The sequence below is a fragment of the Mediterraneibacter sp. 210702-DFI.3.120 genome (genome assembly GCF_020561005.1).
Lineage (GTDB): Bacteria > Bacillota > Clostridia > Lachnospirales > Lachnospiraceae > Mediterraneibacter > Mediterraneibacter faecis.
In genome coordinates this window covers 58,941-72,533 of record NZ_JAJCNG010000006.1, presented here as the reverse complement: position 1 = coordinate 72,533, position 13,593 = coordinate 58,941, and the positions used below count along the sequence as shown (strand labels likewise).

The following is a 13,593-nucleotide window of genomic DNA, read 5'->3' as shown; positions in this document are numbered from 1 at the left end:
TTTTTCATTCATTTTTCACTGTATTCTGTGTTATCACTCTATCCCATCAGGTTTTATCTATGCATTATTGATTTTTCCTCTCCTCCTGTGATATCCTTAGAAAGTAGATTCCAGTCATCATTCCACTTGACTGTGAATAAAAATCTTATGATTCTATGGAGGTAATAAAATGAATTTTACATTTGCACACAATAACCTGAATGTATATGATCTTGAAAAATCACTGGATTTTTACCAGAAAGCTCTGAATTTAAAAGTAGAACGTGAAAAACTTGCCGATGACGAAAGTTTTAAGCTTGTATATCTCACAGACGGTGTGACCCCGCATCTTTTAGAGCTCACCTGGCTGCGTGATATGGATCGACCATATGAACTGGGAGATAATGAGATCCATCTTGCATTTGCTGTCGATGATTTCGATGCTGCTTACAAAAAACATAAAGAGATGGGATGTATCTGCTTCGAAAATCCATCTATGGGAATTTATTTTATTGAAGATCCTGACGGATACTGGCTGGAAATTGTACCGGGCAAATAAAAAAAGTTTTAAAAAAAGGAATCAGCATCACTGATTCCTTTTTTGTTCTAATATCTTACATAATATGTAACACGTACAGAACTTACCTTAACCGGTACTCCTGTCTGCTGTGCTTCGATCATCTGTCCGCCGCCAATGTAAATCGCTACATGTCCCGGTGTCCAACAAATATCTCCCGGCTGTGGATCATTTACGATTGTTCCTGCTGCAAGAATATCTCCACTTGTTCTTGGAATTGAAATTCCTGCCTGTCTGTAGCAATACTGTACAAGTCCTGAACAATCCAGTCCAACTCCCGGTGTGGATCCGCCCCATACATACGGAACTCCGATCTGTGAATAAGCTGCATTTACAATAATGCTTCCCTTATCTGCACTATAGCTTGGGCTTGATGAGGAAGAACTTGAGTTGCTTGAGCTTGAACTGCTGGAAGAACTACTGCTTGAGCTGCTTGAACTTCCTGAGCTTGAGCTACTTGAGCTTGAACTACTGGAAGAACTATTACTTGAGTTATTTCTATTAGAAGAACTACTGCTTGAGTTATTCTTCTTAGCTGCTTCCTCGGCAGCTTTCTTTGCTGCTGCTTCTGCTGCCTTTCTCTTAGCTTCTTCTTCCGCTGCTTTCTTTACAGCTGCATCAATCTTAACATCGAGATTTGCGATTTCACTACTCTTCTCTGTGATTGTTGTATTCAGTTCATCCTTCTGCGCATCATACTCTGTCTGTGTCTCCTGCAGATCAGCCATCTTTGTCTCAAGCGTTGTCTTAAGATCTTCTACTTTCTGAACTGTCGCAACATACTCTTCGAGCTTATCTCTGTCATAAGAATGTACCTGCTGGGAATATTCTGCCTGTGTCAGTACACTGGAAATATCTCCGGATGTCAGTACCTTCTCCACTGTAGCAGTGCCTGTTCCTTCTTCATACATGTACTTAATACGAAGCTTCATAGCTGCATACTGCTGTTCCTGTTCCTCCTGCGCTGTCTTCAGATCTTCCTCTGTCTGAGAGATTTCCTCACCTGTTTCGATCAGATCATTCTCAAGATCAGAGATCTTGGTCATAAGTGAATTCAGCTGTGTCTGAAGATTACTTACCTGATTCTGTGTCTCCTGCTTCTTCTGCTTCAGATCACTGACCTCGTCAGCAAGTACCGGTGTAACAGTCATTGTACATGCAAGTGTTACTGCAAGAATCATACTGCTTACTTTTTTTAACTTCATCTTTCCACCTATCCTTATTTTTATCTAGTCCCCCATGTGATGCATTATAATTTTTCGTATCACAATTCATTGTAAATAGTTACATTATAATTCCACATACTCATATGTTATAATACAACATCTATTGTGTTTTTTCAACATATTTCTCGTAACAAGAGGGTATTTTATTTACATTCTACGTTCAATATTATAGCGTATTTATGTAATATTTTCAATAGTTTCCCTTACTTTTTTCATTTTTTCGTAACATTTTTGTAACAAAAAATCTGGAAAGTTCTCTTTATTCTTAGATAAACTTTCCAGATTCCTGTTTCACTGTATGATCTTTTATTTTCTACTGAATATATAAGTTTGTATATCCCATCAGGCTTTCATCTACTTCTCTTGCCACTTCACGACCTTCACGGATAGCCCATACAACAAGAGACTGTCCTCTGTGCATATCCCCGGCTGTGAATACATCCTTCACATTTGTAGAATATTTTCCTGCCTCTGTCTTTACATTTGTGCGTTCATTCACTTCTACACCGAATGCTTTTGTTACATAATCCTGACTTCCAAGGAATCCAGCTGCGATCAGAACAAGATCTGCATCTACGGTATACTCGCTTCCTTCTACCGGAACCATCATTTTCCGTCCGGTCTTCTCATCTGTCTTACTCTCAAGCTTGATAAGAACTGCCTTACAGAGATTTCCTTTCTTGTCTTTTACGAATTCTTTCACTGTCGTTGTGTAAACGCGAGGATCAGAACCAAACACAGCGATTGCTTCCTGCTGGCCATAATCTGTCTTGCAGACTCTTGGCCACTCCGGCCATGGGTTCAGCGGTGTCCTCTCGTCCGGTGCTTTCGGCATCATCTCCAGCTGGAGAACGCTCTTTGCTCCATGACGGATAGATGTTCCGACACAGTCATTTCCTGTATCTCCACCTCCGATTACAATTACATTTTTTCCTTTTGCAGAAATGTAGCTTCCTGTTTTAAGCTTCATGTCATTTGCCCATAATGCTTTCGTTGTTGATTTCAGGAAATCTACTGCAAAATAAATTCCCTGTGCATCTCTTCCCGGTGCTTTGATATCTCTTGGATTTGATGCTCCACATGCAAGGATCACGCGGTCATATTCTTTCAAGATATCTGCCGCCTTCACGTCTTTTCCGACATTACATCCAGTCTGGAAGATAATTCCCTCTTCTTCCATAATCGCAATCTTACGGTCGATAATCTGTTTCTCCAGCTTCATATTCGGAATTCCGTAGCGGAGCAATCCGCCCGGTTTGTCCTCACGTTCAAAAACAGTTACCTGATGACCTCTTCTGTTCAGAAGATCTGCTGCCGCAAGTCCGGACGGACCGGAACCGATCACTGCGACTTTCTTTCCTGTACGCACTTTCGGTGGATTTGCCTTTGCATATCCCATCTCATATGCATTTTCAATAATTGCATATTCATTACTTTTTGATGCAACTGCTTCCTGATTCAGTCCACAGGTACATGCATTTTCACACAGTGCCGGACATACACGGGAAGTAAATTCCGGAAAATTATTTGTCTTTTTCAGACGTAAATAAGCTTCCTTCCAATTTCCATTGTAAATCAAGTCATTCCACTCTGGCACAAGGTTGTGCAGTGGACATCCACTGGCCATTCCTGCAAGCGGCTTTCCAGACTGACAGAACGGAACTCCGCACGCCATACAGCGTGCGCCCTGAAGCTCCTGTTCTTCTTTGCTAAGAGGCGTATGGAACTCATTGAAATGTTTGATGCGTTCCAATGGGCTCTCTGCCGGTTTATCCTGTCTTTCATAATCCATAAATCCTGTCGGTTTTCCCATCTCTATGCCTCCTATCTTCCGTTCTTGATCATATTAAATGCTTCGATTTTTGCTTTTTCTCTACTAAGTCCTTTTTCTTCCATCTGGATGATCGTGGACATCATTCTCTCATAGTCTTCCGGAATGATCTTCTTGAATTTTGGCAGATATTCTTTGAAATTATCAAGAATCTTCTTACCTACCTCAGAGTTTGTATAAGCAACATGCTCCTGGATCATTCCTTTTAATTCCTGTACATCATACTTATCTGTGACACGCTCAATGTTGACCATTGCTTTATTTACTTTACGATACAGGCTGTTATCGAGATCGATCACATAGGCAATACCGCCGCTCATTCCGGCTGCAAAGTTCTTTCCAACCTGTCCAAGTACAACAACACATCCACCTGTCATATATTCACATCCGTGATCTCCGACACCTTCTACAACTGCGCGTGCACCAGAGTTTCTTACCGCAAAACGTTCTCCGGCAACACCTCCTACAAATACTTTACCACTTGTAGCTCCGTAAAGAGCAACATTTCCGATGATAATATTCTCATCTGATTTGAATTTCACACCTTTCGGCTGGCAAACAACCAGTTTTCCACCGGAAAGTCCTTTTCCAAAATAGTCATTACTGTCTCCTGTCAGTTCCAGTGTCAGTCCTCTTGGGATAAATGCTCCAAAGCTCTGACCGCCTGCACCTTTACACTGGATCACATAGCTGTCTTCTTCCAGTCCTTCCGGATATCTTCTTGTGATCTCAGATCCGAAAATTGTTCCGAAAGTACGGTCTGTATTTGTAACATCTACTTCAAGTCCTCTCTTTTCTCCTCTTTCAAGGGCTGGAAGAAGCTGTTTCAATAGTACTTTTTCATCCAATGTCTTGTTAAGTTCAAAATCATAGACTTTCTTTGGATTAAAGATAACACCTTTCTTCTCTTTCGCATATGGATTGTACAGAATCTGTGACAGATCCAGTGTTGCAGCACGCTCTGATGTCGGAACGTCTTTTACTTTCAGAAGATCTGTACGTCCTACCAGTTCATCCACTGTGCGGACACCAAGTTTTGCCATATATTCTCTTAGTTCTTCTGCAATAAAACGCATAAAGTTGACAACATATTCCGGTTTTCCGCTGAAACGTTTTCTAAGCTCCGGATTCTGAGTTGCAACACCAACAGGACAAGTATCCAGGTTGCAGACGCGCATCATAACACATCCCATTGTTACAAGCGGAGCTGTTGCAAATCCAAACTCTTCTGCTCCAAGGATTGCTGCAATCGCAACATCACGGCCACTCATGAGCTTACCATCTGTCTCAATACGGACACGCTCACGCAGACCATTCTGAATCAATGTCTGATGAGTTTCTGCAAGTCCAAGCTCCCACGGAAGTCCTGCATTCTGAATCGAGCTTCTCGGTGCTGCTCCTGTTCCTCCGTCATATCCTGAGATCAGGATAACTCCGGCTCCTGCTTTTGCAACACCAGCAGCGACTGTTCCTACACCTGCTTCTGATACCAGTTTCACAGAAATTCTTGCATTTTTATTTGCATTTTTACAGTCATAGATCAGCTGTGCAAGATCCTCAATCGAATAGATATCATGATGTGGCGGTGGTGAGATTAGGCTCACACCAGGTGTTGAATGACGAGTCTTCGCGATCCATGGATATACCTTTCCACCCGGAAGATGTCCTCCTTCTCCTGGTTTTGCTCCCTGCGCCATCTTGATCTGGATTTCCTGTGCACTGACCAGATATCTGGATGTAACTCCGAATCGGCCGGAAGCAACCTGCTTGATTGCAGAGCATCTGTTTGTGTCAAGACGTTCAATATCCTCTCCACCTTCACCGGAGTTTGATTTACCATGAAGCATATTCATGGCGATCGCCATTGTCTCATGTGCTTCTTTTGAAATAGATCCATAGGACATCGCACCTGTCTTGAATCTTGTTACGATTGAATCTACGCTTTCTACTTCATCAAGCGGTACACTCTTCTTCGGGAAATTGAAATCAAGCTGACCTCTCAGATTGATCTTCTTGCCTTCCTCATCAACCATCTCTGTATACTGCTTGAACATTTCATAATCACCACGTCTTGTGGACTGCTGAAGCATATGGATTGTCTGTGGATTATAGAGATGTTCTTCTCCGCCACTTTTATATTTATGTTTTCCAACACTGTCCAGTGTCGTATCAACCTGCAGTCCAAGCGGATCAAATGCTTCTGTATGGAATGCTGTGTAATCTTCTGCAATTTCTTCAATACCGATACCACCAACACGGCTGACTGTATCTGTAAAATAGCGGTTAATAAAATCTGTCTTGAGACCAATTGCCTCGAAGATCTTTGCTCCCTGATAGGACTGGATCGTTGAAATTCCCATCTTGGATGCAATCTTAATAATTCCATGAATTACTGCTGAGTTATAATCATCTACTGCTGCATAATAATCTTTGTGAAGCAGATTAGACTCAATCAGCTGACGGATCGACTCATGCGCAAGATATGGATTAATCGCACATGCTCCATATCCAAGCAGTGTTGCAAAATGATGAACCTCTCTAGGCTCTCCACTTTCCAGAATCATCGCGACTGAGGTTCTCTTCTTTGTACGTACCAGATGCTGCTGCAGTCCGGATACTGCCAGAAGTGACGGGATTGCAACGTGATATTCGTCTACCTCACGGTCTGTCAGAATCAAAATATTAGCACCCTCACGGATCACACGGTCAACTTCAATAAACAGATACTCGATTGCCTTCTCAAGACTTGTGTTTTTATAATAAGTGATCGGAATCTCTGCAACTTTGAATCCATCCACTTTCATATTTTTAATTTTCAGAAGATCTGTATTGGTCAGGATCGGGTTATTGACTCTGAGCATCTTACAGTTCTCTTCCTTCTGCTCCAGAAGGTTACCGTCTGTTCCGACATAAATTGTTGTAGATGTTACAACTTCCTCACGGATTGCATCGATCGGTGGGTTTGTTACCTGTGCAAACAACTGTTTAAAATATCCGAACAGTGGCTGACGTTTCTGCGAAAGGACTGAAATCGGTGCATCCATTCCCATCGCTGCAGTTCCTTCGGCACCGTTCTTTGCCATTGTCAGAATAGAAGTTTTCACGTCTTCATAAGAATAGCCAAATGCTTTCTGAAGCTGTGTACACTCTTCGGCAGTATACTTTGGCACATCCTTATTCGGGATTTTCAAATCCTTCAGCTGAATCAAATTACTGTCCAGCCATTCTCCATATGGGAACTGATTTGCATATTTTTCTTTTAATTCCTCATCATCGATCACGCGTCCTGCAACAGTATCAACAAGAAGCATTTTGCCTGGATGAAGTCTTTCTTTCATCACGATCTTGGATGGATCAATATCCAGAACTCCAACCTCTGAAGAAAGAATCAGATTGTCATCATCTGTAATGTAATATCTGGAAGGGCGAAGTCCGTTACGGTCAAGTACGGCTCCCATAACATCTCCATCTGAGAACAAGATTGACGCCGGTCCATCCCATGGCTCCATCATTGTTGCATAATACTGATAGAAATCTTTCTTGTTCTGGGACATCTCTTTATTGTTGATCCATGGTTCCGGAATACAGATCATAACTGCAAGCGGAAGATCCATTCCACTCATCACCATGAATTCTAATGCGTTGTCAAGCATTGCGGAGTCAGAACCTGAAGTATTGATTGCTGGAAGTACTTTGTGAAGTTCGCCTTTCAGACATCCTGCCTCCATCGTTTCCTCACGGGCACGCATCTTATCTGCATTACCACGGATCGTATTGATCTCTCCGTTGTGGACCATAAAGCGGTTCGGATGCGCTCTCTGCCAGCTCGGTGCTGTGTTCGTACTGAATCTTGAATGTACCATTGCAATTGCAGAAATAAATTCTTCATCCTGCAGATCTTCAAAGAAAAGTCTCAGCTGTCCTACAAGGAACATTCCTTTGTAAACGATTGTTCTGCTGGAAAGTGAAACAACATAAGTATCATCACTGCTCTGTTCGAAGATTCTTCTGACTACATACAGTCGACGGTCAAAGTCGATTCCTTTCTCGTATTTTGCAGGACGTTCAATAAATGCCTGCATAATACATGGCATGCAATCTACTGCTGTCTTTCCAAGAATGTCCGGATGAATCGGAACTTCTCTCCAGCCCAAGAACTTCAATCCTTCTTTTTTTACAATAACCTCGAAAATCTTTTTCGCCTGATTGCGTTTTAATTCATCCTGCGGAAGAAAGAACATACCTACACCGTAATCTCTTTCATCTTTCAGCTTGATCCCAAGTGGCTGACAGACTTTTTTGAAAAATCCATGAGGAATCTGTGTCAGAATACCCACGCCATCTCCTGTCTTTCCTTCTGCATCTTTTCCGGCTCTGTGCTCAAGTTGTTCTACAATACTCAAGGCTCCTGCCACTGTACTATGTGTCTTTTTGCCTTTGATATTGACAATTGCACCAATACCACAGTTATCATGTTCAAAACTTTCGCGGTAAAGACCACGATTCTGACTTTCCATTTCTTTCCTCATAGTCGCTATCCTTTCTTCCTGTAATCTAAAGTTTACTTTAAAATCTTCTTTGTCCGGCGCATTCAATCATTTCTTTCTCACGTCGTGTAAAACTTTTTCTAGAATATACACCCTTTTACCTAGGCTGTAAATAGGGAAACTCTTGTAAATTGTCTGATTATTTGATTTTTTATTATTTTTCTTTTAATAGTCAGATTATTTTGATTTTCTTATAAAAATAATATTAATTATTAAGATTTCTGTTTTTCTTTGATTTTATTTAATAAAATACTGGATTAAAAAGAAAATGCGCGACAAGGTTTCGCACCTCATCGCGCACAATTTAAGATTGTATTTTTATTAGTACAATTTATTTCATTCGTATTTTTTCACTATTCTTCTGTTTTCTGAGTACTCACCGGATCCCCGCTTCTCTGAATCCACACAAAACAAGCTGCACAGATAAATGTGCTGATGATCACTGCCACTGCCATTTTAAACGGTTCTCTGGCAAGCCATTTAAATACTCCGATATCTGTAAAGATCAAAGAGCCCAGATTCAAAACAACGTGAAGCATAATCGGAGCTTTCATTGAACCAAATTTCTCATAAATATAGCACAGAAGAATTCCTAGGAGGAAAGTGTAAATCATCTGTACCGTGTTGGTATGTGTGACTGAGAAAAACAGTGCTGACCAGATTGCCGCATAATAAAATCCTCTGGTCTCCCGGTACCTCTGATAGAGCACTCCGCGGAACATAAATTCCTCTGCAATCGGAATTACAAATCCAAATACAATAATCTGGACCACAAAATCTGCTGAATACATATTCTGTGCGGTCTGGATATACTCCGGATCAACCAAAACGGCCTGTGCCATAGCGGACAGACATGTAGCACCAATACTTCCGATCACTCCCATCACAAAAAGTGACCAGTAATTCTTCAGTGGCTTTTGAACCCCCATCCGCTGTATCCCTGCAATCTGCTCTTTCTTTCGATCGATAACAAACAATGTAACTGTCAGAAACAACGTTGCTGCTGTAGCAATCCCTGCAATCGCAATCTGACCTCCTATGATTTTATCAAACGCAGGACTTAACACTTCATAGTACTTATTCATCATTTCCTGATAATTAAGAACTTCTCCACTTTGTGTCATCCTGGAAGATGCTTCCCCCATAAAAGGAAGAATGATTATAAACTCAATCACAAATTCCATCACCAGCTGGATTCCCCAGAATCCAAGTAAAGGACCGGCAGCTCTCCAGAAGGAGCGTCTCGGATCATTTTTCATAAGACAATTCCTCCGCTATCTTCTGAATCCACTCTCTGATCTTTCCGGCTTCACCTTTTACAGTTCCCTGAACCATCTCCGGCTTTCCGCCTCCCCGTCCTTCGAATGCAGCATTTAACATTTTGGAAAATGCACGAAGATCCTGGGTTCTGCTTCCGATCACATAACGGTATCCCGCTGCATCATTTCCATAAAACACAGCACAAAGAATTCTTTCTTTTCCAAGCACTTCATTCACATACTGACGCATGGCATCCGCACTGATATCCTCCGAAAACATACAGACCGTTTTTTCTTCTTCCGGAACAGACTGCGCCCAGACGTGTACAAGCTGGCGTTCTTTCTCCACCAGTGTCCGTTTCAAAGAATCCAGCTCTTCTTTCAAGTGTCCCACTGCCTCTGCTGTATCATATTCTTTCGCACAGAGCAACGCTGAAATTTTCCTGTTCTGTTCCTGCTTCTTCTCATAATCTGTAAGTGCACGGCTTCCACAGAGCATTGTCACACGAACGCCGCCTTTGTATCGCTGCATATTAACAAGCTTGATCATACCGATCTCTCCTGTGCGTTCAACATGCGGCGCACAGCACGCACAGATATCATATCCCGGAACCGATACGATACGAACCTGTCCCTCAATCTCAATCTTACTGCGGTAATCCAGTTCTTCCAGCTCTTCTTTGGATGGATAGGACACTTCTATTGTCAGATTCTTCCACACTGCACGATTTGCTTCAAGTTCAATCTCCTGCAGTGCTTCTTTTGATATCTCTCCATCAAAATCCATCGTACAATCTTCTGTTCCAAGATGAAATCCGACATTGTTAAAACCGTATCTTGCATGCACGATTCCGGAAACAATATGCTCTCCGGTGTGCTGCTGCATCTTCATAAATCTGGTCTCCCAGTCGATCTCGCCTTCAACAATCTCTCCTGCTTCAAACGGCTGATCTGTAATATGCAAAATTCTTCCATTCTTTTCCCGAACATCAGATACCTTCGCATCCTTCAGTTTTCCTGTATCTGCATACTGTCCGCCGCCTTCCGGAAAGAATGCTGTACGGTCAAGTTCTACCGCATAGCATCCTTCCTTTTTCTCATACGGCTCACATTCCAGAACCATTGCAGTAAATTTTGAAAGATGGCTGTCATTGTAAAACAGTTTTTCTGTTCTTGTACCATCCATCAATCCATTTTCTGTCATAATTCGTATTACATCCTTTCCGGAGCTGTAAATCCAAGAAGATCAATACAAGTCTCAAGCACTTGCTTCGCAAGTGTAAGAAGTGCAAGATAACCTTTCTTCTTCTCTTCGTCTTCTTCTGCAAGAATCTTTGTCTCATGATAGAACTTATTAAAGTCGTTCGCAAGATCATAGATATATGCACACAACTTATGAGGAGCTGTCTCTTTATATACATTATCGATCACTTCATTGAATTTCACTACCTGAAGCATCAGAGACTTCTCTGCATCATTCTCAGCCGGTCTGATCGTTCCGTCAAGAACTCCACCATTCTCAGCATATTTCTTGAGAATAGACTTAATTCTAACGATTGTATAAAGAATATACGGTCCTGTATTTCCCTCAAAGGAAGTAAATCTGTCAACATCAAAGATATAATCCTTAGAAGCCTGGTTAGAAAGATCTCCGTACTTGATCGCTGCAAGTCCAACTTCTTCTGCTGTACGTCTTGCATCTTCTTCCTCTACTGTACGGTTGTCCATGATCTTCTTATACATCTCATCATCAATCTCACGGATCAGATTCTCAAGACGCATAACACCGCCTTCTCTTGTCTTAAACGGCTTACCATCTTTTCCGTTCATTGTACCAAATCCAAGGAATGTAAGTTCTGTCTCCGGTTTTACAATTCCTGTTTTCTTCGCACAACGGAATACCTGCACAAAATGCAGTTCCTGACGCTTATCAACAACATAGATCACCTGATCCGGATCATACAGTTTCTCACGTTCTACCAGTGTAGCAAGATCTGTTGTATCATACAGCGCAGCTCCGTCAGATTTCAGAATCATACACGGAGGAATCTCTTTCTTATCTGTCTCTTCTGCAACGTCTACTACAAGCGCACCCTCATCATAATGTGCGAATCCTTTCTCCTTGAGCATCTCAACCATATCCGGAATATATGCCTGGGCATCTGCTTCACCTTTCCAGAGATCAAAATCTACACTCAGTCGCTCGTAGTTCTTCTTCAAGTCAGTTACAGACACATTCATGATATGTTTCCAGATTGCACGATATCCTTTATATCCATTCTGTAACAGATAAGTTGCATGAAGTGCTTCTTCTCTATAATCGTCGTGCTCTTTTGCATAAGCACTTGCTGTAGGATAAATCTCTTCCAGTTCACTGATCGTAAATGGTGCTTCTTCCGGATATTCTCCTTCAAAACTCTCATCAAAATACGGGAGTTCCGGTTTACGTTTTTTCAGCTCTGTGATGATCAGACCCATCTGATATCCCCAGTCTCCCAGATGGATATCTCCTGTTACATCATTTCCTTTAAAACGGATAATACGTTTAATACTCTCTCCGATAATCGCAGAACGAAGATGTCCGACATGCAACGGTTTTGCCACGTTCGGTCCGCCGTAATCAATAATAACTTTTTTCGGATTCTTTTCTTTTTCAACACCAAGATTCTCATCTGCTGCCATCTCATTCAAATACTCTGCAACAACTTCCGGTGCCAGCTTCAGGTTGATAAATCCCGGATTCACCGCTTCTGCTGATGCAAAATACTTGCTATCTGCAAGTTCTTCCACAACTGCATTCGCAATCATGATTGGAGCCTTCTTATATTTCTTCGCACCTGCCATTGCACCATTACACTGATATTCACAGAGATCCGGGCGGTTGGAAAGCGTAACTCTTGCAAGCTCTTCATCATATCCTGCTGCTTTGAACGCTTCTTTCATTTCTATTGTGATCATTTCCAGTAATGTCTTCAAAGTTTCACACTCCTCTTTACTTTTCGTTTGTCTTTTCTGCCTCCCAACTTTTCTGGAGACAAACAGCCACTATTTATTCTATCATGTATCCAACAGAACAGCAAGCGTTACTGTAAACGGAGATTAACATACTGTAAACAGAGATTAACAGAGATTAAGTGCAAAGATAATGAAACCAGTCGCAAAACTGATTGACATAAAAATATCGAATACTTATAATGTAACCAAAACTTTACACATACTGTTACCTGTATGATGTAACATCAGACAGAAAGGATACCCAACAATGTTAAAATTAGGTTCACACGTTGGCATGAGTGGAAAAGAAATGCTTCTTGGTTCTGCGAAAGAAGCCGTTTCTTACGGTGCCAATACATTTATGTTTTATACCGGAGCCCCACAGAATACCCGCCGAAAAGAAATCAGTGAATTGAATATCGAACCAGCATGGGAATATATGAAAGAACACGGAATTGATGAAATTGTCGTTCATGCACCTTATATCATCAACCTCGGTAATTCAGTAAAACCAGAAACGTTCTCTCTTGCCGTAGAATTTCTGGCAAAAGAAATCGACCGCACGATTGCCTGCAGAAGCCATACTCTGATCCTTCATCCGGGTGCTCATGTAGGTGCCGGTGTCGAAATCGGAACTGCACAGATCATCAAAGGACTCAATGAAGTTCTCACTGCTGAGACTGACTGCTGTATTGCCCTTGAAACAATGGCCGGAAAGGGATCAGAAATCGGACGGAATTTTGAAGAACTTGCCCGGATTTATGATGGAGTTGTCCAGAATGATAAATTGAGAGTCTGCTTTGACACTTGTCATACAAGCGACAGCGGATATGATATCATCCATCATTTTGATGATGTTATGGAGTCTTTTGACCGTCTGCTTGGAAAAGATCAGATTGCCGTCTTCCATATCAATGACAGCAAAAATATTCCAGGAGCCGCGAAAGACCGGCATGAAAATATTGGCTTTGGAGAAATCGGTTTTGATGCAATTTCTACAATTGTCCATCACCCGGATTTCGAATCTGTACCGAAGATCCTTGAGACTCCTTATATTCCTTCTGTAACAAAAGCAAAGAAATCTTATGCCCCTTATAAGTATGAGATTGAAATGCTAAGAAACAACCGGTTTGATCCTGAAATGAAAGACCACATCCTTGCAGATTGTGAATAAAAAACT

At 41.6% G+C, this 13,593-nt stretch carries 8 protein-coding genes; 2 read left to right on the top strand and 6 right to left on the bottom strand.

Annotated features, from left to right (window positions below; translation table 11 throughout):
* Positions 1–169 precede the first annotated feature (169 nt).
* Entirely contained in the window at positions 170–538 is a 369-nt protein-coding gene (locus tag LI162_RS04935) for a VOC family protein (RefSeq protein WP_015528774.1), read from the top strand.
* A 47-nt stretch (positions 539–585) separates the two neighbouring features.
* On the opposite strand, the gene LI162_RS04930 is transcribed toward LI162_RS04935, so the two are convergent.
* The 6 genes from LI162_RS04930 to argS form a co-directional block, all read right to left on the bottom strand.
* Positions 586–1,761 (bottom strand): C40 family peptidase, encoded by a 1,176-nt coding sequence (locus tag LI162_RS04930; RefSeq protein WP_227155893.1) that lies wholly within the window; start codon positions 1,759–1,761, stop codon positions 586–588.
* A gap of 334 nt (positions 1,762–2,095) precedes the next feature.
* Positions 2,096–3,595, bottom strand: a complete 1,500-nt coding sequence (locus LI162_RS04925; protein WP_226871210.1) for a glutamate synthase subunit beta — start codon at positions 3,593–3,595, stop codon at positions 2,096–2,098.
* An 11-nt stretch (positions 3,596–3,606) separates the two neighbouring features.
* Positions 3,607–8,142: a glutamate synthase large subunit gene (gene gltB / locus LI162_RS04920; protein WP_227155891.1), complete on the bottom strand. Its 4,536-nt coding sequence runs from the start codon at positions 8,140–8,142 to the stop codon at positions 3,607–3,609.
* 371 nt (positions 8,143–8,513) lie between these two features.
* Positions 8,514–9,419, bottom strand: coding sequence for a CPBP family intramembrane glutamic endopeptidase (locus LI162_RS04915; RefSeq protein ID WP_055144871.1), 906 nt, complete (start codon positions 9,417–9,419; stop codon positions 8,514–8,516).
* A complete protein-coding gene (locus LI162_RS04910) occupies positions 9,409–10,623 on the bottom strand; it encodes an alanyl-tRNA editing protein (RefSeq protein WP_227155889.1) in 1,215 nt (404 codons plus the stop codon). Before LI162_RS04910 ends, LI162_RS04915 begins: the two co-directional genes overlap by 11 nt.
* A gap of 8 nt (positions 10,624–10,631) precedes the next feature.
* Positions 10,632–12,395, bottom strand: a complete 1,764-nt coding sequence (gene argS, locus LI162_RS04905) for an arginine--tRNA ligase (protein WP_227155888.1) — start codon at positions 12,393–12,395, stop codon at positions 10,632–10,634.
* A gap of 286 nt (positions 12,396–12,681) precedes the next feature.
* Here argS and LI162_RS04900 point away from each other — a divergent pair, with 286 nt between their 5' ends.
* Positions 12,682–13,587, top strand: a complete 906-nt coding sequence (locus tag LI162_RS04900; RefSeq protein ID WP_020436167.1) for a deoxyribonuclease IV — start codon at positions 12,682–12,684, stop codon at positions 13,585–13,587.
* Positions 13,588–13,593 lie beyond the last annotated feature (6 nt).

Excerpts from the sequence above, each read along its gene's own strand:
- LI162_RS04935 (WP_015528774.1), top strand. The coding sequence starts at position 170 with ATGAATTTTACATTTGCACACAATAACCTGAATGTATATGATCTTGAA.
- LI162_RS04930 (WP_227155893.1), bottom strand. The coding sequence starts at position 1,761 with ATGAAGTTAAAAAAAGTAAGCAGTATGATTCTTGCAGTAACACTTGCA.
- LI162_RS04925 (WP_226871210.1), bottom strand. The coding sequence starts at position 3,595 with ATGGGAAAACCGACAGGATTTATGGATTATGAAAGACAGGATAAACCG.
- gltB (WP_227155891.1), bottom strand. The coding sequence starts at position 8,142 with ATGAGGAAAGAAATGGAAAGTCAGAATCGTGGTCTTTACCGCGAAAGT.
- LI162_RS04915 (WP_055144871.1), bottom strand. The coding sequence starts at position 9,419 with ATGAAAAATGATCCGAGACGCTCCTTCTGGAGAGCTGCCGGTCCTTTA.
- LI162_RS04910 (WP_227155889.1), bottom strand. The coding sequence starts at position 10,623 with ATGACAGAAAATGGATTGATGGATGGTACAAGAACAGAAAAACTGTTT.
- LI162_RS04900 (WP_020436167.1), top strand. The coding sequence starts at position 12,682 with ATGTTAAAATTAGGTTCACACGTTGGCATGAGTGGAAAAGAAATGCTT.